Raw genomic sequence first — 19,789 nt, forward strand, 5'->3', positions numbered from 1 at the left:
AATTACATTATTTCCAGACTATAAGCGCTAGATCTGTTTTTTTTGACTTAGAGAGTAAGTAATTTCACAACCTCTTCACTTGCCTAATTGCACTCAACTTTATGATAATATTTTCTACACATTATTTAATTAATGTTTGACACACTCGTTCATTATACGAGAAATAGTTTCACTTAAAAGAATTATAACAGTCTCAACAACTTTTAGGTGTATGAATAATTCCCATTATTAAATTAAGATGATTAGTTATGAAAATTAGTACGCTTTCGCGAAAGCATAAATCAACACTTATAGTATGAATTGATCATAAAAAGGTTGAAGCCCAACTAAGAAATAAATTCGCTTTTGTCAAATAAAAAACCCGCCCAGCATCGCTGAACGGGTTTTAGATATTTTTCAAATTCTTTTTTCTTAATGAATCAAGAACTTAAATTATATACTAGTTGTAATTTACTTCTTGCTTTTCAGCCATCATATTCTCAAGATCTTCTTTGCTTCCCACGAGTATATTATCGTAACGACGCATTCCCGTTCCTGCTGGAATTTTGTGACCTACAATTACATTTTCCTTAAGACCTTCTAAGTAATCAATCTTACCGCTTACAGCAGCTTCGTTTAATACTTTAGTTGTCTCTTGGAATGATGCTGCAGAGATAAATGACTTAGTCTGTAACGATGCTCTTGTAATACCCTGAAGGATAGGAGAAGCTGTAGCTGGACTTACATCACGAGCTGTAACTTGATTCTTATCTTCTCTTCTAAGTAAAGAATTCTCATCGCGAAGTTCACGAGGTGAAACTAATTGACCTGGTTTAAGTCTCTCAGATTCTCCTGCATCTTCTACGACTTTCATACCGTACATTGCATCATTTTCTTCAATGAAATCTGCTTTGTGTACCAGTTGATTCTCTAGGAAGATAGTATCTCCTGGATCTTGTATACGTACTTTACGCATCATCTGGCGCACAACAACTTCAAAGTGCTTATCATTAATCTTCACCCCTTGTAAACGATATACTTCTTGTACTTCGTTAACTAGGTACTGCTGTACTGCAGACGGCCCTTTGATATTAAGAATATCATTAGGTGTCACAGATCCATCAGAAAGTGGCATACCTGCGCGTACATAATCATTTTCTTGCACAAGAATCTGATTAGATAACTTCACTAAGTACTTTTTGATTTCTCCAAGCTTAGACTCTACGATTATCTCACGGTTACCACGTTTGATTTTTCCGAATGAAACAACACCGTCTATCTCAGATACTACTGCTGGGTTAGATGGGTTACGTGCTTCAAACAATTCAGTTACACGTGGAAGACCCCCTGTAATATCGCCAGCCTTTGCAGACCTACGAGGTATTTTTACAAGAATCTTACCTTCTTTAATCTTATCTCCATCATCAATCATAAGGTGAGCTCCTACTGGTAAGTTGTAAGAACGTAGCGCGTTTCCTTTGCTATCCTCAATGATTAATGTTGGTATTTTTTTCTTATCTCTAGATTCAGATATTACTTTCTCTTGGAAACCTGTTTGCTCATCTGTTTCAACACGGTAAGTGATACCTTGCTCAATAGACTCAAACTTAATTTTTCCTGCAAATTCTGAAATAACTACACCGTTAAATGGATCCCACTTACAGATTACATCTCCTTCTTTCACTTTATCACCAGAGCTGGCAAATATTTGTGAACCATAAGGAATTGTATTTGTACTTAAGGTAATACCAGTTTTAGGATCAGATACTTTTGCCTCAGAAGTACGAGAGATTACGATTTGAACATCGTTTCCTTCGCTATCTTGACCAGTTACAGTTTTAAGATCTTCGATCTCAAGTAGTCCAGGGAATTTAGCTGTTACACTAGAATCCTCAGACACACCTCCTGCTACCCCTCCTACGTGGAACGTACGAAGTGTAAGTTGTGTACCTGGTTCTCCAATAGACTGTGCTGCTACTACTCCTACAGCCTCACCCATTTGCACCGTTTTATTGGTTGCTAGGTTACGACCATAACATTTTACACAAATACCTTTCTTAGCCTCACAAGTAAGCGCAGAACGTACTTCTACAGTTTCTATTGGCGCAGCGCCTATAAGTTCTGCTATATCCTCATCTATCTCTGCTCCTGCTTCAACGATCACTTCGTTAGTAAGTGGGTTGATAACATCATTAAGAGAAGTACGACCTATAATACGCGCACTTAGAGATTCAATAACCTCTTCATTTTTCTTAAGAGCTGCTACTTCTACTCCTCTTAACGTACCACAATCTGTACTGTTAATAATAACATCTTGTGATACATCTACTAGACGACGTGTTAAGTAACCTGCATCTGCCGTTTTAAGGGCGGTATCTGCAAGACCTTTACGTGCACCGTGCGTTGAGATAAAGTATTCAAGAATTGAAAGACCTTCCTTAAAGTTAGAAAGAATAGGGTTTTCAATAATAGCACCACCTCCATCGTTAGATTTTTTAGGTTTTGCCATAAGACCACGCATACCAGTAAGCTGACGTATCTGCTCCTTAGATCCACGTGCTCCTGAGTCAAGCATCATATACACCGAGTTAAACCCTTGTTGATCCTCACGGATACGCTTCATAGAAAGCTCTGTAAGAGTGGCGTTTGTTGATGTCCAAACATCAATAACTTGGTTATAACGCTCTGTATTAGTAATAAGACCCATATTATAAGATCCTGTAATACCCTCTACCTGCTCATTTGCTTCGTCTATCATACCATGCTTCTCATCTGGGATAATAATATCACCAAGTGAGAATGATAATCCTCCACGGAATGCAAATCCATATCCCATAGTTTTAATACGGTCAAGGAAGTCTGCAGTTACAGGTACACTTGTTACTTTAAGAATACCACCAATGATATCACGAAGCGACTTTTTAGTCAATACTTCGTTAATATATCCAGCTTCTTCTGGCACTGCTTCGTTAAATAATACACGACCTACAGTAGTCTCGATTACTTTATAAACAAGCTCTTTATTTTCATTAAAATCCTTAGCACGTATTTTAATGATAGCATTAATGTCTACACGCTTTTCATTGTAGGCAATATTCACCTCTTCTGCAGAGTAGAAAGTGATTCCTTCTCCTTTTACATGAAACTCTGGAGTTGACTTTCTGGCCTTTGTCATATAGTAAAGACCTAATACCATATCCTGAGAAGGTACTGCTACTGGAGCACCATTTGCAGGGTTTAAGATATTGTGAGAAGCAAGCATTAATAACTGCGCCTCAAGTATCGCCTCTGGCCCAAGTGGTAAGTGTACTGCCATCTGGTCACCATCAAAATCGGCGTTAAATGCTGTACATACTAATGGGTGTAACTGTATTGCTTTACCTTCAATAAGCTTAGGCTGAAATGCCTGTATACCTAAACGGTGAAGCGTAGGAGCACGGTTAAGGAGGATAGGATGTCCTTTAAGAACATTCTCTAAAATATCCCAAACCACTGGCTCTTTCTTATCTATTATTTTCTTTGCAGATTTTACTGTCTTTACAATCCCACGCTCAATAAGCTTACGGATTACAAATGGCTTATAAAGCTCTGCAGCCATTCCTTTAGGAATACCACACTCAAACAATTTAAGCTCAGGTCCAACAACAATTACAGAACGTGCTGAATAATCCACACGCTTACCAAGTAAGTTCTGACGGAAACGCCCTTGCTTACCTTTTAAAGAATCAGATAGAGACTTTAATGGTCTGTTAGAATCTGTTTTTACTGCAGATGACTTACGCGTGTTATCAAAAAGTGAATCTACAGACTCCTGTAGCATACGCTTTTCATTACGTAAGATAACCTCTGGAGCTTTGATTTCCATCAATCTCTTAAGACGGTTGTTACGTATAATTACACGACGATAAAGGTCATTTAAATCCGATGTTGCAAAGCGTCCTCCATCTAGTGGCACTAGTGGGCGTAATTCTGGTGGAATTACTGGAACAACTTTCATAATCATCCACTCTGGATGATTCTCACGGTTCTTATTTGAATCACGAAGAGCTTCTACAACTTGAAGACGTTTAAGCGCTTCCGTTTTACGTTGTTTAGACGTTTCGTTATTAGCTTTATGACGTAACTCGTAAGATAGTTCATCAAGATCTATCCTTTTAAGAAGATCGATCAAACACTCAGCACCCATTTTGGCGATAAACTTGTTTGGATCCTCGTCATCAAGGTATAGGTTTTCTTGTGGTAAACTGTCAAGTATGTTTAAGTACTCCTCTTCAGTTAAGAAATCCATCTTGTTAAGCTCCTCACCTTCTTCACTCTTTGCAATACCTGGTTGTATAACCACATAACGCTCATAGTAAATGATCATATCTAATTTCTTAGAAGGCAGACCAAGTAAGTAACCTATTTTGTTAGGTAACGATCTAAAGTACCATATGTGTGCAACTGGAACCACAAGATTAATGTGCCCCACGCGATCACGACGTACTTTCTTTTCTGTTACTTCAACACCACAACGATCACATACGATTCCCTTGTAGCGTATTCTTTTATATTTACCACAAGCACACTCATAGTCCTTTACAGGACCAAAAATACGCTCACAGAACAGCCCGTCACGCTCTGGCTTGTGCGTACGGTAGTTTATTGTTTCCGGCTTTAAAACTTCTCCTCTTGATGCTCCTAGAATAGATTCTGGAGACGCAAGACCAATCGAGATAGCATTAAACTTCGGCTGTTGTACATTGTCATTATTTCTTGCCATAATTCTGTATATGTCGAATTAATTATTGTTGTGAATGGTTGTTGTTACGCTTTCGCGAAAGCGAACCCTTAAAAGAATCCGCTTTCCAAAAACCATTTACTTTTCTTCTAGACGAATGTCTAGTCCCAGTCCTTTAAGTTCATGCATCAATACGTTGAAAGATTCTGGAAGACCTGGCTCAGGCATAGGTTCTCCTTTTACAATACTTTCATACGTCTTAGCACGACCAATCACGTCATCAGATTTTACAGTTAAGATCTCACGCAATGTTGCCGAAGCTCCATATGCCTCAAGAGCCCAAACTTCCATCTCACCAAAACGCTGACCTCCAAACTGCGCCTTACCTCCAAGAGGTTGCTGCGTAATAAGAGAGTATGGTCCGATAGAACGCGCGTGCATCTTATCATCTACCATGTGCCCTAGTTTTAGCATGTAGATAACTCCTACTGTTGCTGGTTGATCAAAACGATCTCCTGTACCTCCATCATATAAGTATGTATGTCCAAAACGTGGAATACCTGCCTCATCAGTAAGTGCATTAATTTGATCTAATGTAGCTCCATCAAAAATAGGCGTCGCATAGGTTCTTCCTAATTTTTGACCAGCCCATCCTAGTACCGTTTCATAAATCTGCCCAATGTTCATACGAGATGGTACACCAAGTGGGTTAAGAACGATATCTACTGGAGTTCCATCCTCAAGGAAAGGCATATCTTCTTGACGAACGATACGTGCAACAATACCTTTGTTACCGTGACGTCCTGCCATTTTATCTCCTACTTTAAGCTTACGTTTTTTAGCAATATAAACCTTAGCAAGTTTGATGATACCAGCTGGTAACTCATCTCCTACTGAGATTGTAAATTTCTCACGACGTAAGTTTCCTTGTAAATCGTTTTCTTTAATCTTATAGTTGTGTAATAAGTCTGCTATAAGTGCATTAGTCTTATCATCTGTAGTCCACGTTCCTTGTGTAAGGTGCGTGTAATCTTCTACAGAGTTAAGCATCTTAAGTGTGAATTTCTTTCCTTTAGGAAGAACTTCTTCACCTAAGTCATTCATAACACCTTGAGCAGTTTTACCATTTACTAGCTTAAATAATTTTTCAATTACTACCGCCTGTAAATCATCAAACTTATCATCATATTGATTTTCAAGAACAGCGATGTCCTCCTTATCTTTTGCACGCTTACGCTTATCTTTTATTGCTCTTGCAAACAATTTCTTATTGATAACCACACCGTGTAAAGATGGAGAAGCTTTAAGTGAAGCATCTTTTACATCACCTGCTTTGTCTCCAAAAATGGCACGTAAAAGTTTTTCTTCTGGAGTAGGATCAGACTCTCCTTTTGGAGTAATCTTACCTATTAATATATCTCCAGGTTTTACCTCTGCTCCTATGCGGATCATTCCGTGCTCATCAAGATCCTTAGTAGCTTCCTCAGAAACGTTAGGGATATCATTAGTAAGCTCTTCATTACCTAACTTAGTATCACGCACATCAAGAGAATACTCATCAATGTGAATAGAAGTAAAGATATCATCACGTACTACCTTTTCAGATATTACAATTGCATCCTCAAAGTTATATCCTTTCCAAGGCATGAAGGCAACCTTCATGTTACGTCCTAGTGCAAGCTCCCCTTTCTCGGTAGCATACCCTTGACATAGTACTTGGCCTTTTTCTACTCTATCACCTACTTTTACAATAGGCTTCAAGTTGATATTTGTTCCTTGGTTAGTTTTACGGAACTTTATAAGGTTATATGATTTAGAATCTTCGTCAAAACTAACTAGACGCTCATCTTCCGTACGATCATATTTGATAGTAATCATGTTTGCATCTACATACTCAACAGTACCCGCTCCTTCTGCGTTAATAAGTACTCTAGAATCTGTAGCTACTTGACGTTCCAGACCTGTTCCCACTATAGGCGCATCTGCCATAATAAGTGGTACTGCCTGGCGCATCATGTTTGATCCCATCAGTGCACGGTTTGCATCATCATGTTCCAAGAATGGAATAAGAGATGCAGATATAGATGCAATCTGGTTAGGAGAGACATCTGCATAGTGTACCGTATCTGGGTCTACTACAGGAAAATCACCTTCCATTCGAGCAATTACTTTTTCTTCAGTAATTGATCCGCTGTCATCCATCGGGTTGTTTGCTTGTGCAATTAACATCCCTTCTTCCTCCTCTGCACTTAAATAAAGTGGTTCAGATTTTAAATCGATTTTACCGTTTTCTACCTTCCTATATGGAGTCTCAATGAATCCCATATTATTCACCTTTGCATAAACTGCAAGAGATGATATAAGACCAATGTTTGGCCCCTCTGGTGTTTCAATAGGACATAGTCTTCCGTAGTGAGTATAGTGAACATCACGTACCTCAAATCCAGCACGCTCACGAGATAGACCTCCAGGTCCAAGAGCAGAAAGACGACGCTTGTGCGTTATCTCTGCAAGAGGATTGGTTTGATCCATAAATTGTGATAACTGGTTTGTTCCAAAGAATGAATTAATAACAGAAGACAACGTCTTAGCATTAATCAAGTCAATAGGAGTAAAAACTTCATTATCACGAACGTTCATACGCTCACGAATAGTACGAGCCATACGTGCAAGACCTACACCAAACTGTGCAGATAATTGCTCACCAACTGTACGTACACGACGGTTTGATAAGTGATCAATATCGTCAATCTCTGCTTTTGCATTAATTAACTCAATTAAATACTTAATAATAGTAATAATATCAAGCTTAGTAAGCACCTGCTTATCCATCTCAATATCAAGACCTAATTTCTTGTTCATTCTATAGCGACCTACCTCACCTAAGTTGTAACGTTGATCTGAGAAGAATAATTTATCAATAATACCACGTGCTGTTTCCTCATCTGGCGGTTCAGCATTACGTAGTTGTCTATAAATGTGTTCAACAGCCTCTTTTTCAGAGTTTGTTGGATCTTTTTGTAATGTATTATGAATAATCGCATAATCTGCCTGCTGATTATCTTCTTTGTGAAGTAATACAGTCTTAGCTCCAGCTTCAAGAATTTCTTCTACATGCTCTTTTTCTAATACAGTATCACGATCAAGCACAATCTCGTTACGCTCGATAGAAACAACTTCACCAGTATCTTCATCTACGAAGTCTTCATGCCACGTATTAAGAACACGTGCAGCAAGCTTACGACCTAAATATTTTTTTAATCCTGTTTTAGAAACTTTTACTTCTTCTGCAAGGTCAAAGATTTCAAGAATGTCTTTATCTCTTTCAAAACCGATTGCACGGAAAAGTGTAGTAACAGGTAATTTCTTTTTACGATCGATATATGCGTACATAACGCTATTAATATCTGTCGCAAATTCTATCCAAGATCCTTTAAAAGGAATTACTCGGGCAGAATATAATTTTGTTCCATTTGCGTGGAACGATTGTCCAAAGAAAACTCCAGGTGAACGGTGTAGTTGAGAAACAACAACACGCTCTGCGCCATTGATCACAAATGTTCCGCTAGGAGTCATGTATGGAATTGTACCTAGATATACATCTTGTACAATAGTTTCAAAATCCTCGTGCTCTTCGTCAGTACAGTATAATTTCAGACGTGCTTTTAAAGGCACACTATATGTAAGACCTCGCTCAATACACTCTTGTATAGAGTATCTTGGTGGGTCAACGAAATAATCTAAAAACTCGAGTACAAAGTTGTTACGAGTATCTGTAATTGGGAAGTTCTCGAGAAAAGTATTATAAAGACCCTCATCACCTCTCTCATCAGACTTTGTTTCCAGCTGGAAAAAATCTTGGAAAGACTTTACTTGAATATCCAAAAAGTCTGGATAATCAGGTCTATTCTTTACCGATGAGAAACTGATTCTTTCTCCTTGTTTTGCATCTTGCATCATCAACGAACGGAATTTGATTAGAACTAAACTTGCCCCTTAGCAAGTTTAAATATGATTTATTTTGTACGATTAAAACCAAGTAAATATCGAGTCACAAAAAAAGGTAACCACTTTATACGACAAATGGTTTAGGTATAATCATACTCTTTTCAGAGTACAATTAACCTAAACCTTTATCCTGTTATTATGGTAAGCTTACTTAAGCTCAACCTCTGCTCCAGCTTCTTCTAATTGAGCTTTAAGTGCTTCAGCTTCGTCTTTAGAAACACCTTCCTTAATAGGAGATGGTGCATTATCTACAAGCTCTTTTGCGTCTTTAAGTCCAGCTCCAGTTAATTCTTTTACAAGTTTAACTACAGCAAGTTTAGAACCACCAGCAGCTTTAAGGATTACGTCAAATTCTGACTTTTCCTCAGCAGCTTCAGCTCCAGCTCCAGCTGGTCCAGCTACTACTGCAGCAGCAGCAGGCTCGATACCGTATTCATCTTTTAAAATAGTAGCTAACTCGTTTACTTCTTTTACTGTAAGGTTAACTAATTGTTCTGCGAAATCTTTTAAATCTGCCATTTTCTATCGTTTTTGAAAATTGTAATTGTTATATAATAAATAATAGTGCGTACTGCTTAACCTTCCTTTTCAGAAAGGGTTTTGATAATACCAGCAAGTTTCCCTCCACTTGACTTAAGAGCGCTAACAACGTTCTTAGCAGGCGACTGAAGCAATCCAACGATGTCTCCAATAAGTTCTTCTCTAGATTTGATATTTACCAGACTCTCTAGTTGATCATCACCAACATAGATAGCTTCTTCAATAAATGCTCCTTTTAAAACAGGCTTTTCAGATTTCTTACGAAATTCTTTAATTACCTTAGCAGGTGCATTACCCGTCTCAGCAAACATGATTGCAGTGTTCCCCTTTAATACATTAGGAAGTTCTGCAAAATCCTTGTCTGATGCTTCCATTGCTTTTGCAAGCAATGTATTCTTAACTACTGCAAGACTTACTCCAGCTTTAAAACATGCACGACGTAAATTAGAAGTCGTACCTGCATCTAAACCAGATATATCTGCAAGATAAATATTTACATTATCCCCTAACTGCGCAGTTAAATCTTTAATTACTATTGATTTTTCTTCTCTTGTCATAATTTAAAATTTGAACTAGTCAGTAGCGAATCGCTTAGCATCTACCTCTACAGATGGACTCATTGTACTAGACATAAAAATACTCTTTATGTAAACACCTTTTGCCGTAGTAGGTTTAAGCTTTACTAATGTTGTTATTAATTCTCTTGCGTTTCCTGCAATCTTATCAGCATCAAAAGATGCCTTACCTACAGAAGCGTGGATGATACCAGTTTTATCAACTTTAAAGTCAATTTTACCAGCCTTCACATCAGATACTGCCTTTGCAATATCCATAGTCACTGTACCAGTCTTAGGGTTAGGCATTAAACCACGTGGTCCTAAGACACGTCCTAAAGGTCCTAATTTACCCATTACACTAGGCATTGTGATTATAACGTCTACATCTGTCCAACCACTTTTAATTTTCTCAAGGTACTCATCAAGTCCAACGTAATCTGCACCAGCCTCTTGAGCCTCTGCAGCCTTGTCTGGAGTAACAAGTGCAAGCACCTTTACATCCTTACCAGTACCGTGAGGTAATGTCACCACTCCACGAACCATTTGGTTTGCTTTACGAGGATCAACATTAAGACGTACAGCAATATCTACAGAAGGATCAAAGTTTACGTTACTTACTTCTTTAATTAAAGCAGAAGCATCAGCAAGACTGTAGGTTTGACCCGCTTCAATCTTCGTCTGATTTTCTTTTTGCTTTTTTGTTAATTTTGCCATTTTAATTTTGTTTTAAGCTATTAAGCTGGAGCATCTCCACCTTTAACCGTTATTCCCATTGAACGAGCTGTACCAGCCACCATCTTCATTGCACTATCAACTGTAAATGCATTTAAGTCAGGCATCTTGTCCTCTGCAATTGCACGTACTTGATCCCAAGTAACTTTTGCAACCTTCTTACGGTTAGGCTCACCAGAACCACTTTTAACTTTAGCTGCTTCCAATAATTGAACTGCTGCTGGAGGAGTCTTGATTACAAAATCAAAAGACTTATCCTTATAAACAGTAATTGCAACAGGAAGTACCTTACCAGCTTTATCTTGAGTCCTAGCATTAAACTGCTTACAGAACTCCATGATATTTACACCGGCTGCACCTAAAGCAGGTCCTACTGGTGGAGAAGGATTTGCAGCCCCTCCACGTACTTGTAACTTAACAACCTTACTTACTTCTTTTGCCATTTCTAAAAATTTAAACAGATTTGCTCATAATGTGGAAGCATAGAACAAAATCTAAAATATATTAATGTAACAATTAATTTCTTATACTTTTTCCACTTGCATATAGCTAAGCTCTAACGGAGTCTTCCTTCCAAAAATCTTCACCATCACCTCAAGCTTACGCTTTTCTTCGTTAACCTTCTCTACAGTACCATTAAACCCATTAAATGGACCATCAATCACCTTGATTGTCTCACCTATAGTAAATGGTATAGATATACTATCCTGCTTCACAGCAAGCTCATCTACCTTACCTAACATGCGATTAACCTCCGACTTACGCAAAGGAACAGGATCACCACCTTTAACCTCACCAAGAAAACCAATTACACCATTAATTGACTTAATGATGTGAGGAATCTCCCCACCAAGGTTAGCTTTTACCATTATATACCCAGGAAAATAAACACGCTCTTTATTAACCTTTTTTCCATTACGGATTTGGATAACTTTTTCAGTAGGCACTAACACCTCCTCTATACTATCCTCAAGATTTAAACGAGAAATTTCTTGCTCGATATACGCTTTAACCTTATTCTCTTGACCACTAACGGCCCTTACCACATACCACTGCTTTGTGCTGCTTGTCTTAGCCATCTTGTCTGAATTAATTTGTTCCAACTACTTTATCAAAATACAACTTAATCACATTACTAAAAACGGTATCAACACCCCAAATAGCCAATGAAAAAATTATTGAAAACACAGCAACCACAACCATAAGACGTTGCGCTTCTGGAAGCGGCGTCCACGTTACGTGGTTTCTAAGCTCATTATATGATTCTTGAACGTAATTAATTAATCCAGCCATAATAGTTATTTCTTTCTAAACAAACACTAAGCAAGCGCATCAGTGTTTTAATGTTTTCAAAATATAAATTAGCTCTAAAAATAAATCCTAAAGCTAATTTAAGTTGCACGGGATGAGAGACTCGAACTCACGACACCTGGTTTTGGAGACCAGTGCTCTACCAACTGAGCTAATCCCGTATACTTTAAGTTTTGAATCTCAAATTTCAAAAGCGAAATTATCGTTATTATTCAAAAACTTAGGATTTCAAAAGCAACGCTCTCGCGAAAACTAAACAGAACCCCTCTTAACAAAAGTCAAGGCGTCTTGCAAAACAAGACACCTTTCCTTTTTATCTATAGACTAGAAATTAATCTAATATTTCAGTTACCTGACCAGCACCTACAGTTCTACCACCTTCACGTACTGCAAAACGTAGTCCGATACTTAAAGCGATAGGCTGGATAAGCTCAACAGTAATTGTTAAGTTATCTCCAGGCATTACCATCTCAACTCCATCAGGAAGAGCGATGTTACCAGTTACATCAGTTGTACGTACGTAAAACTGTGGACGGTAGTTATTGTGGAATGGAGTGTGACGTCCACCTTCTTCTTTCTTAAGGATATAAACCTCAGCCTTAAACTTAGCGTGTGGTGTTACTGACCCTGGCTTAACAATTACCATACCTCTTGAAATCATTGATTTCTCAATACCTCTTAAAAGGATACCAGCGTTATCTCCAGCCTCACCTCTATCAAGGATCTGACGGAACATCTCAATACCAGTAATAGTAGATGTAAGTTTTTCTGCACCCATACCAATGATCTCAACAGGATCTCCAGTGTTTGCAATACCAGTTTCGATACGACCTGTAGCAACAGTTCCACGACCAGTAATAGAGAATACATCCTCTATAGGCATTAGGAAGTCTTTTTCAGTCTCACGTAATGGCTCTTCAATCCAAGCATCAACAGCAGCCATAAGCTCTAATACTGTATCAACCCACTTTTGCTCACCGTTCAATGCTCCAAGAGCAGAACCAGCAATTACAGGACCATTATCTCCGTCATACTCGTAAAAAGAAAGAAGATCTCTGATCTCCATCTCTACAAGCTCAAGTAATTCTTCATCATCAACCATATCCACTTTGTTCATGAATACAACGATACGAGGAATACCTACCTGACGACCAAGAAGGATGTGCTCACGTGTTTGTGGCATTGGCCCATCTGTTGCAGCAACAACAAGTATAGCACCGTCCATTTGAGCAGCACCAGTTACCATATTCTTTACATAATCGGCGTGACCTGGACAATCAACGTGTGCATAGTGACGGTTTTCCGTAGCATACTCAACGTGTGAAGAGTTTATTGTTATACCTCTTTCTTTTTCCTCAGGAGCATTATCAATTTGATCAAAAGCAGAAGCTTCTGAAAAACCCGCATCTGCCAATACTTTTGTAATCGCAGCTGTTAAAGTTGTTTTACCGTGATCTACGTGTCCGATAGTTCCAACATTTAAATGGGGTTTCGAACGATCGTATGTTTCCTTTGCCATAATGTAATTATTTAATCTTAGTTATTATTAGTGTACTAGTTTACTATTGATCGAATACCTTCTCATTTAAACACGAAAAGTGAGTGCGACCAGCACTCATTGTTATTATTTCTTTTTTTGAGCCAACGACGGGAATTGAACCCGTGGCCTCTTCCTTACCAAGGAAACGCTCTACCCCTGAGCTACGTCGGCTAGTAAATTTTACGCTTTCGCGAAAGCTCAACACCTCAAAGGTATTTAGAGCGGGAGACCAGGTTCGAACTGGCGACATTCAGCTTGGAAGGCTGACGCTCTACCAACTGAGCTACTCCCGCGTTTATAAACTCACCTTATATATAAATACAAAGTGAGATTAAAGGTGTGGGGAGAGCAGGATTCGAACCTGCGAAGTTAAAAACAACTGAGTTACAGTCAGTCCTCGTTGGCCGCTTGAGTATCTCCCCATTGTATTATCAAAATTCAGTGCGCAAAACTACGTATTAATTTTGAATAATAAAACAATATTTTAAAGAACTTTTTAACCTTTTTATTTTGGTTAAAAAAGAGCCGATGGAGGGACTCGAACCCACGACCTGCTGATTACAAATCAGCTGCTCTAGCCAGCTGAGCTACATCGGCTTTTTACTTACATACGACTCTCTAAAGAGACATAAAAAAGTCCGCTATTTCTAACGGACTGCGAAGATAACTAATTTTTATACTTATCCAATTTTTTTTCAAAAAAAAATTAAAAAAATTAAGATCTAATTTTCTCTTTCCTTTTCAAAAGCATCCTTTCCATAGACTGCACACATGTATCTGTGGCTTCTTCAAAAGATTTGGCCATTTTCTTTACAATAAACTCATCCCCTGGAACACTGATCAATAGCTCAACAATTTTATTATCCGGCTTCACATTAGGCTCTAATTTTAAGAACACATCTGCGTGAATTATCTTATCATAAAAATGCTCAAGCTTTCCCACTTTTTTTTCAATAAATTCAATGAGTTTTACATCTGCATCAAATTTTGGAGCTTCTACAGTTACTTTCATAAGATTATATATTTTTGGTTTATAATTCAAACACCTAATAAATAGTGTTTGCTTCTAATACGCCAGAAATCATTTTTTATTACGTGGGTGTGCTTTAGAGTAAACATCTTTGAGCGCTTGGACGCTATTGTGAGTATATACTTGCGTAGACGCAAGACTCGCGTGACCCAACAACTCTTTTACAATATTCAAGTCTGCACCCTGATTAAGCAAATGTGTCGCAAAAGAGTGCCTTAATATATGAGGACTCGTCTTTAACTTATCTGACGTCTCACTAAAATAACGATTAATTATCCTGTACACAAGGGTGCTATAGATTTTAGCACCTTTATTAGTAACCAAAAGAGCATCTACTCCATCATTAACTACAGAAGATCTAACAGCAGTGTACCTATTATAGGTATCAACAACACTAGAAAGTAATGGAACAACGCGCTCCTTATTACGCTTACCTATAACTTTTATGGTTTTTTGAGTTACATCAACACTACCCATCGTCAATCCAACAAGCTCTGCACGTCTCATTCCCGTCGCATACAACAGCTCAATAATCAACAAGTCCCGTAGCGTAACAAAATTATCAGCTTCTTTTAGTCGTTCAAAAACAGTACCCACCTCTAGCTCAGAGAATGGAATTTGCAACCTTTTGGGTGTTTTTAGAGACTTATGTTTAGCCAGCGGTGAAGCTTCAATGTCACCTATTTTAAGTAAAAACTTATAATATGCCTTTAAGGAGGATATTTTTCTATTGACCGTTCTATTGGAAACTCCATTATCCACAAGAGTCACAATCCAAGATCGGATTTGCACATAATGAATGTCTGCTAAATTACTTTGATCAAAAGTTATTTTGGCGAAAGCCAAAAACTCAACAACATCTTTCTCATATGCTACAACAGTATGCTGACTATAATTTTTCTCAAGGCTGAGATATTCTAGAAAGGATATCAATGACATAAGTGGTGGCTTATAAAATTTTAATGCAAATTTCTTTTATAAAATATACATAAAATAAAAAACCGTTGCACTGTAAAGATAAACTTTACAACACAACGGTTTTATATGATTGAGAGAGGTTTAATCTCCCTGTTAATCCAGATCATGCTTAGCATGACAACGGATTAATAAATGCTAGATATTCTCTGCATCTCTCATCCCTTGGATGTACGATGCTTTTTGAATCTCACGTCTTCTTACTACAGAAGGCTTTGTAAACTGCTTGCGCTCTCTAAGATTACGCATAGTCTTTGTGCGATCAAATTTACGCTTAAAACGTTTAAGCGCTCTATCTATATTTTCTCCGTCTTTTACTGGTATAATTAACATAGTGGGACCTCCTTTCTTTAAATTCTTATTCGGTTTTCAGGCTGCAAATATACGCTTTAAAAGTAACCCTACAACCCTATCCTTTAATTTTTTGAAATTTCTTCAGACTTAGGCTTATAAGTCTTCTTATCGATAACCATTTTTGCAATGATTTCGCGTAATATCTCTGAAGTACCTCCACCTATAGGCCCTAGTCTACTATCACGTAACATACGAGCAAGCGGATATTCTTCCATATAACCATAACCTCCTAGCATTTGTAAACAGTCATAAATTACTTCGTCTGCAATTTTTGTCGCAGTAAGTTTTGACATGGTTGCCTCTTTCACCACATATTCACCTTTATTAAGACGGTATGCTACAGTATAATTAAAAGCTTTTGACATCTCCACCTCTGCCTGACGCTCTGCAAGTTTATGACGCAATGCTTGAAACTTATCAATAGTAACTCCAAAGGCCATTCTCTCTTTCATGTAATCTAAGGCATACTCGATAGCATACTCTGCTCTCGCGTGAGCATTAATACCCATAATAAGACGCTCTGATGCAAAATGCTGCATAATGTAACCAAAACCTGCATTTTCTTCACCCATAAGGTTTGCTGCTGGCACCTTCACATTATCAAATGCGATCTCTCCAGTATCTGATGCTCTCCACCCTAGCTTATCAAGTTTTGTAGCACTTATACCAGGCATATCTCTATCTAAAAGAAAGATACTCATGCCCTTTCCTCCTAGCTCAGGAGCGGTTTTTGCCGCAACAATTAAATAATCTGAATATACACCGTTTGTGATAAAGGTTTTAGACCCATTAATCACGTAGTGATCCCCATCCTTTACAGCAGTGGTTCTCATTCCAGCCACATCACTTCCCCCAAAAGGTTCTGTAATACATAAACATCCTATTTTATCTCCAGCAATACTGGCTGTAAGATATTCAGACTTTATTCTTTCATCTCCCTCTACATTAAGGTGTGTCATTGCAAGGTAAGCGTGTGCCCATATTGCCGCTGCAAATCCTCCACTATTAATGCGCTGTAATTCTTCTAATAAAATTACAGTATAGAAAAAATCTAAGTTCATTCCTCCATATGCCTCAGGATAACTAATCCCAAAGAATCCCATATCTCCAAACTTCTTCCAGATAAAACGTTCTATCTGTCCTGTTTTTTCCCACTTATCAATGTGTGGCACTACTTCTTTCTTAAGGAAATCTCTCAAGCTTGCGCGAAAGAGGTTATGCTCTTCCGTAAAATACATGTCTGTCATATTTAAAGTTCTTTTTCAATCCAACCGTAAAACTTTTTCAGCTCCACATTGTTGGAAATTTCATCCTAATGAGTAATTCTCTAAAAAAAGAATAATTACTAAGAATGTGATGTTTATTTATAGCAATTTCAATCAATATGTAAATATAAACTTATTATATCATATTTAAAGTCTGTCATACCATCCAAATTTTTCAATTCTTCTATTGATTTGACACCTTCTCTGAGAATTCGATAATCTACTATCTCTTTGGCTAAGTCAAAATTAAGCAGAGGAACCGTAGATAAGTCTGATGCGGTCGCAGTATTAACATTTACTGGCACAATAGCAGGTTTTTCTTTTACCGTGTATTCATCAAGGATTGCGCGCTTTATACTTTTGTCAACACCAAAAACACTGTAAATCTGAAAATCCACCTGATAACCACCGGTTTTGCCGAGATGCCTAAGTACTTTGCTCGCTGCATTGTCATCCACTCCTTTAATAGCAAGTAATTTTTCAAAAGTTACACTATTAAGATCACCTTTTTCTTCGGCAGTTTTCCATTTTCTTTTAGAGTTAAACTTCTTTTTTGGGGTATGTTTTTGCTCTTCAATCCATTTCGGCCATTTAAAGTAGGGCTCTAGAACACCTAGCAAAGAATCTGAAACACCAGATACTTTTTGAAACTGAATGGCGGAGTCAAACCATTTTCCGCTTTCGCGAAAGCGTAACACTCTATCTATCTCCTCTGTGGTCATACCAAGTTTATAACCGTTGAAGTCCGTCAGTAATGTAGGATTGAAAGGAAAAATTTTAGGCTTACGTTTTTCAATCTCTACCAGCTTAAGGGAGTCTATTTCCTTCTGAAATGCCAAAACCTCTAGATCTTCTTCTTGAGATATTTGTACATCTGCTTCTGATGGATAAAAAATTACCGTAGCAGTACAAGCAATGATTATTGCTATAAAAAAGAAAATCCCATTTCTTTTACGCCTATCGTAAATGAAATGGGATTTTAAAGTTTTCATACTATTTACTATTACTCTATAGCCTGCTCCTTAAGCTTTATAGCGTTAAGGTATCTAGTTAATTGCTTTTTAACAACAGGGAATAGGAAGAATAGTCCTACCATGTTAGGGAAAACCATTGCAAAAATCATTGCATCAGAGAAAGCCCATATGGAGTTCATACTTGCAGATGCTCCCACAACTACAAACGTTAAGAATAACAATTTGTAAACTAGATCCGCAACCTTACCACGTCCAAAAAGGAATTTCCAAGATTGTAGTCCGTAATAAGACCATGATATCATAGTTGACACCGCAAATAGAACTACTGCGATTGTCAAGAATACGTCAGAATAAGGAATATATTCCGCAAAAGCCTTGGCAGTAATACCAGCCCCTTCAAAAGATTCTCCATCTATCATTACAGCTCCTAATCCATCACCACCGTATTGGAATGCTCCGCTAAAGTTGAAAATAATAATTACAAGTGCCGTCATCGTACAGATAAGTACTGTATCAATAAATGGCTCTAGTAACGCTACTAGACCTTCACTTGCTGAGTACTTAGTACGTACTGCAGAGTGTGCAATAGATGCAGATCCCGCTCCAGCTTCATTAGAAAAAGCCGCTCTTTTAAAACCTACAAGTAACACCCCTATGAATCCTCCTACACCAATAGCCGTAGGATTAAATGCTTCTTTTACAATAAGTCCGATAGCATCATCAATAAGGCTAAAGTTACTTAGTATAATATATAGACATGCAACCACATACATAATTGCCATAAAAGGAACTACTTTTTCTGTAACCTGAGCAATACGCTTTATACCACCTATGATGATAATACCTACAATCACGGCTAGTACAATACCAACAATAAATCCTGAGGCAGCACTTGTCATATTGAACATTTCTTTAAGAACAATAGTTGCTTGGTTAGATTGAGCTGCGTTACCACCTCCAAAAGAACCACCTATACAGAAAATAGCAAATATTACAGCTGCAATCTTTCCTATAGTAGCAAATCCTCTTGCTTTTAAACCTTTAGTTAGGTAGTACATAGGCCCTCCGTATACTGTCCCATCTTCACCTACATCTCTAAATTGAACACCTAGCGTACATTCTACGAATTTTGTAGACATTCCAAGAAGACCACAAACAATCATCCAGAAAGTAGCTCCCGGACCACCTAATGCGATAGCAAGTGCAACACCGGCAATGTTACCATTACCTACTGTACCAGATACTGCAGTAGCTAGTGCTTGGAAGTGAGAAACTTCACCAGCAGAGCTTTCATCTCTAATAGTGTCTACGATATCTCCATCTATTGCTAGATTATCATCTACCTCTAGATTTTCTATATGCTCCTCTATATCAACTTTTGATAAGTCTTGCCCTTGAGCAATACCATCTTCACCATAAAGCTCTGCAGCTCCATGCTTTTCAATATCTTCATATTTACCACGTACTGTCTGGATTGCTCTCCAGAAGAAACGGATGTTTGGGAATCCAAAATAAATCGTAAAAAAAGCGGCACTCGCCACTAATAAAATAAGAACAAAAGGTGTTCCTGCAACTTCAAAAAATACAATCGCCGAAAAGAAATCTGAAATTGGTTGAAATGCTTGGTCAATTTTCTGGTCAATTCCTATTTCTTGAGTTTCTTGCGCAAAAGAAAGAAGGGGAATAAAAACAGAAAGAATGAATAAAAGGTATTTCTTCATTAGTATAGATATATTAAGTTATTGTAAATTCAGCTAGCAATATCCAAAAAAATGCCCCTTATTCAAAGGAAACTATCTTAAAA

Annotated in this window: 15 protein-coding genes and 5 tRNA genes; all 20 read right to left on the reverse strand. The window is 37.8% G+C overall.

Features of this window, described 5'->3' with window-relative positions; all coding sequences use genetic code 11:
• Window positions 1-439: 439 nt before the first annotated feature.
• The 20 genes from rpoC to D017_RS01385 all read right to left on the reverse strand — a co-directional run bounded on the left by rpoC (window position 440) and on the right by D017_RS01385 (window position 19,706).
• Window positions 440-4,741, reverse strand: coding sequence for a DNA-directed RNA polymerase subunit beta' (gene rpoC / locus D017_RS01290; RefSeq protein WP_035334246.1), 4,302 nt, complete (start codon window positions 4,739-4,741; stop codon window positions 440-442).
• Window positions 4,742-4,837: 96 nt separating this feature from the next.
• On the reverse strand, window positions 4,838-8,659 hold the full coding sequence (rpoB, locus tag D017_RS01295; protein WP_192816522.1) for a DNA-directed RNA polymerase subunit beta: 3,822 nt from the start codon (window positions 8,657-8,659) through the stop codon (window positions 4,838-4,840).
• Window positions 8,660-8,854: 195 nt separating this feature from the next.
• Window positions 8,855-9,226 (reverse strand): 50S ribosomal protein L7/L12, encoded by a 372-nt coding sequence (rplL, locus tag D017_RS01300; RefSeq protein WP_035334247.1) that lies wholly within the window; start codon window positions 9,224-9,226, stop codon window positions 8,855-8,857.
• 56 nt (window positions 9,227-9,282) lie between these two features.
• Entirely contained in the window at window positions 9,283-9,804 is a 522-nt protein-coding gene (gene rplJ / locus D017_RS01305; protein WP_035334248.1) for a 50S ribosomal protein L10, read from the reverse strand.
• A 15-nt stretch (window positions 9,805-9,819) separates the two neighbouring features.
• Window positions 9,820-10,518, reverse strand: a complete 699-nt coding sequence (gene rplA / locus D017_RS01310) for a 50S ribosomal protein L1 (RefSeq protein WP_035334249.1) — start codon at window positions 10,516-10,518, stop codon at window positions 9,820-9,822.
• 20 nt (window positions 10,519-10,538) lie between these two features.
• Window positions 10,539-10,979 (reverse strand): 50S ribosomal protein L11, encoded by a 441-nt coding sequence (gene rplK / locus D017_RS01315; RefSeq protein WP_035334250.1) that lies wholly within the window; start codon window positions 10,977-10,979, stop codon window positions 10,539-10,541.
• A gap of 81 nt (window positions 10,980-11,060) precedes the next feature.
• A complete protein-coding gene (nusG, locus tag D017_RS01320; protein WP_035337793.1) occupies window positions 11,061-11,615 on the reverse strand; it encodes a transcription termination/antitermination protein NusG in 555 nt (184 codons plus the stop codon).
• Between the two features lie 10 nt (window positions 11,616-11,625).
• On the reverse strand, window positions 11,626-11,829 hold the full coding sequence (gene secE, locus D017_RS01325) for a preprotein translocase subunit SecE (protein WP_013749864.1): 204 nt from the start codon (window positions 11,827-11,829) through the stop codon (window positions 11,626-11,628).
• A 106-nt stretch (window positions 11,830-11,935) separates the two neighbouring features.
• Window positions 11,936-12,008: transfer RNA gene (locus D017_RS01330), tRNA-Trp, on the reverse strand.
• Between the two features lie 170 nt (window positions 12,009-12,178).
• Window positions 12,179-13,366 carry an elongation factor Tu gene (gene tuf / locus D017_RS01335; protein ID WP_035334251.1) on the reverse strand — a complete coding sequence of 396 codons (1,188 nt, stop codon included), beginning with the start codon at window positions 13,364-13,366 and terminating at the stop codon, window positions 12,179-12,181.
• 120 nt (window positions 13,367-13,486) lie between these two features.
• A tRNA-Thr gene (locus D017_RS01340) sits at window positions 13,487-13,558 on the reverse strand.
• Between the two features lie 49 nt (window positions 13,559-13,607).
• Window positions 13,608-13,680 (reverse strand) — tRNA-Gly (locus tag D017_RS01345).
• 47 nt (window positions 13,681-13,727) lie between these two features.
• Window positions 13,728-13,809, reverse strand: a tRNA-Tyr gene (locus D017_RS01350).
• A 101-nt stretch (window positions 13,810-13,910) separates the two neighbouring features.
• Window positions 13,911-13,984 (reverse strand) — tRNA-Thr (locus tag D017_RS01355).
• Between the two features lie 118 nt (window positions 13,985-14,102).
• A complete protein-coding gene (locus tag D017_RS01360; protein WP_035334252.1) occupies window positions 14,103-14,399 on the reverse strand; it encodes an HPF/RaiA family ribosome-associated protein in 297 nt (98 codons plus the stop codon).
• 69 nt (window positions 14,400-14,468) lie between these two features.
• The gene (locus tag D017_RS01365; protein WP_035334253.1) at window positions 14,469-15,356 is read right to left on the reverse strand and encodes a tyrosine-type recombinase/integrase; all 888 of its coding nucleotides are present in this window, start codon (window positions 15,354-15,356) and stop codon (window positions 14,469-14,471) included.
• A 174-nt stretch (window positions 15,357-15,530) separates the two neighbouring features.
• Complete coding sequence (rpsU, locus tag D017_RS01370) at window positions 15,531-15,725, reverse strand: 30S ribosomal protein S21 (RefSeq protein ID WP_013749868.1); 195 nt, start codon at window positions 15,723-15,725, stop codon at window positions 15,531-15,533.
• Window positions 15,726-15,808: 83 nt separating this feature from the next.
• Window positions 15,809-16,993, reverse strand: a complete 1,185-nt coding sequence (locus D017_RS01375; protein ID WP_035334254.1) for an acyl-CoA dehydrogenase family protein — start codon at window positions 16,991-16,993, stop codon at window positions 15,809-15,811.
• A gap of 128 nt (window positions 16,994-17,121) precedes the next feature.
• Window positions 17,122-18,003: a helix-hairpin-helix domain-containing protein gene (locus D017_RS01380; protein WP_035334255.1), complete on the reverse strand. Its 882-nt coding sequence runs from the start codon at window positions 18,001-18,003 to the stop codon at window positions 17,122-17,124.
• A gap of 11 nt (window positions 18,004-18,014) precedes the next feature.
• Window positions 18,015-19,706, reverse strand: a complete 1,692-nt coding sequence (locus D017_RS01385) for an alanine/glycine:cation symporter family protein (protein ID WP_035334256.1) — start codon at window positions 19,704-19,706, stop codon at window positions 18,015-18,017.
• Window positions 19,707-19,789 lie beyond the last annotated feature (83 nt).

Source organism: Dokdonia sp. PRO95, assembly GCF_000355805.1.
In the GTDB taxonomy this organism is placed as follows: Bacteria; Bacteroidota; Bacteroidia; order Flavobacteriales; family Flavobacteriaceae; genus Dokdonia.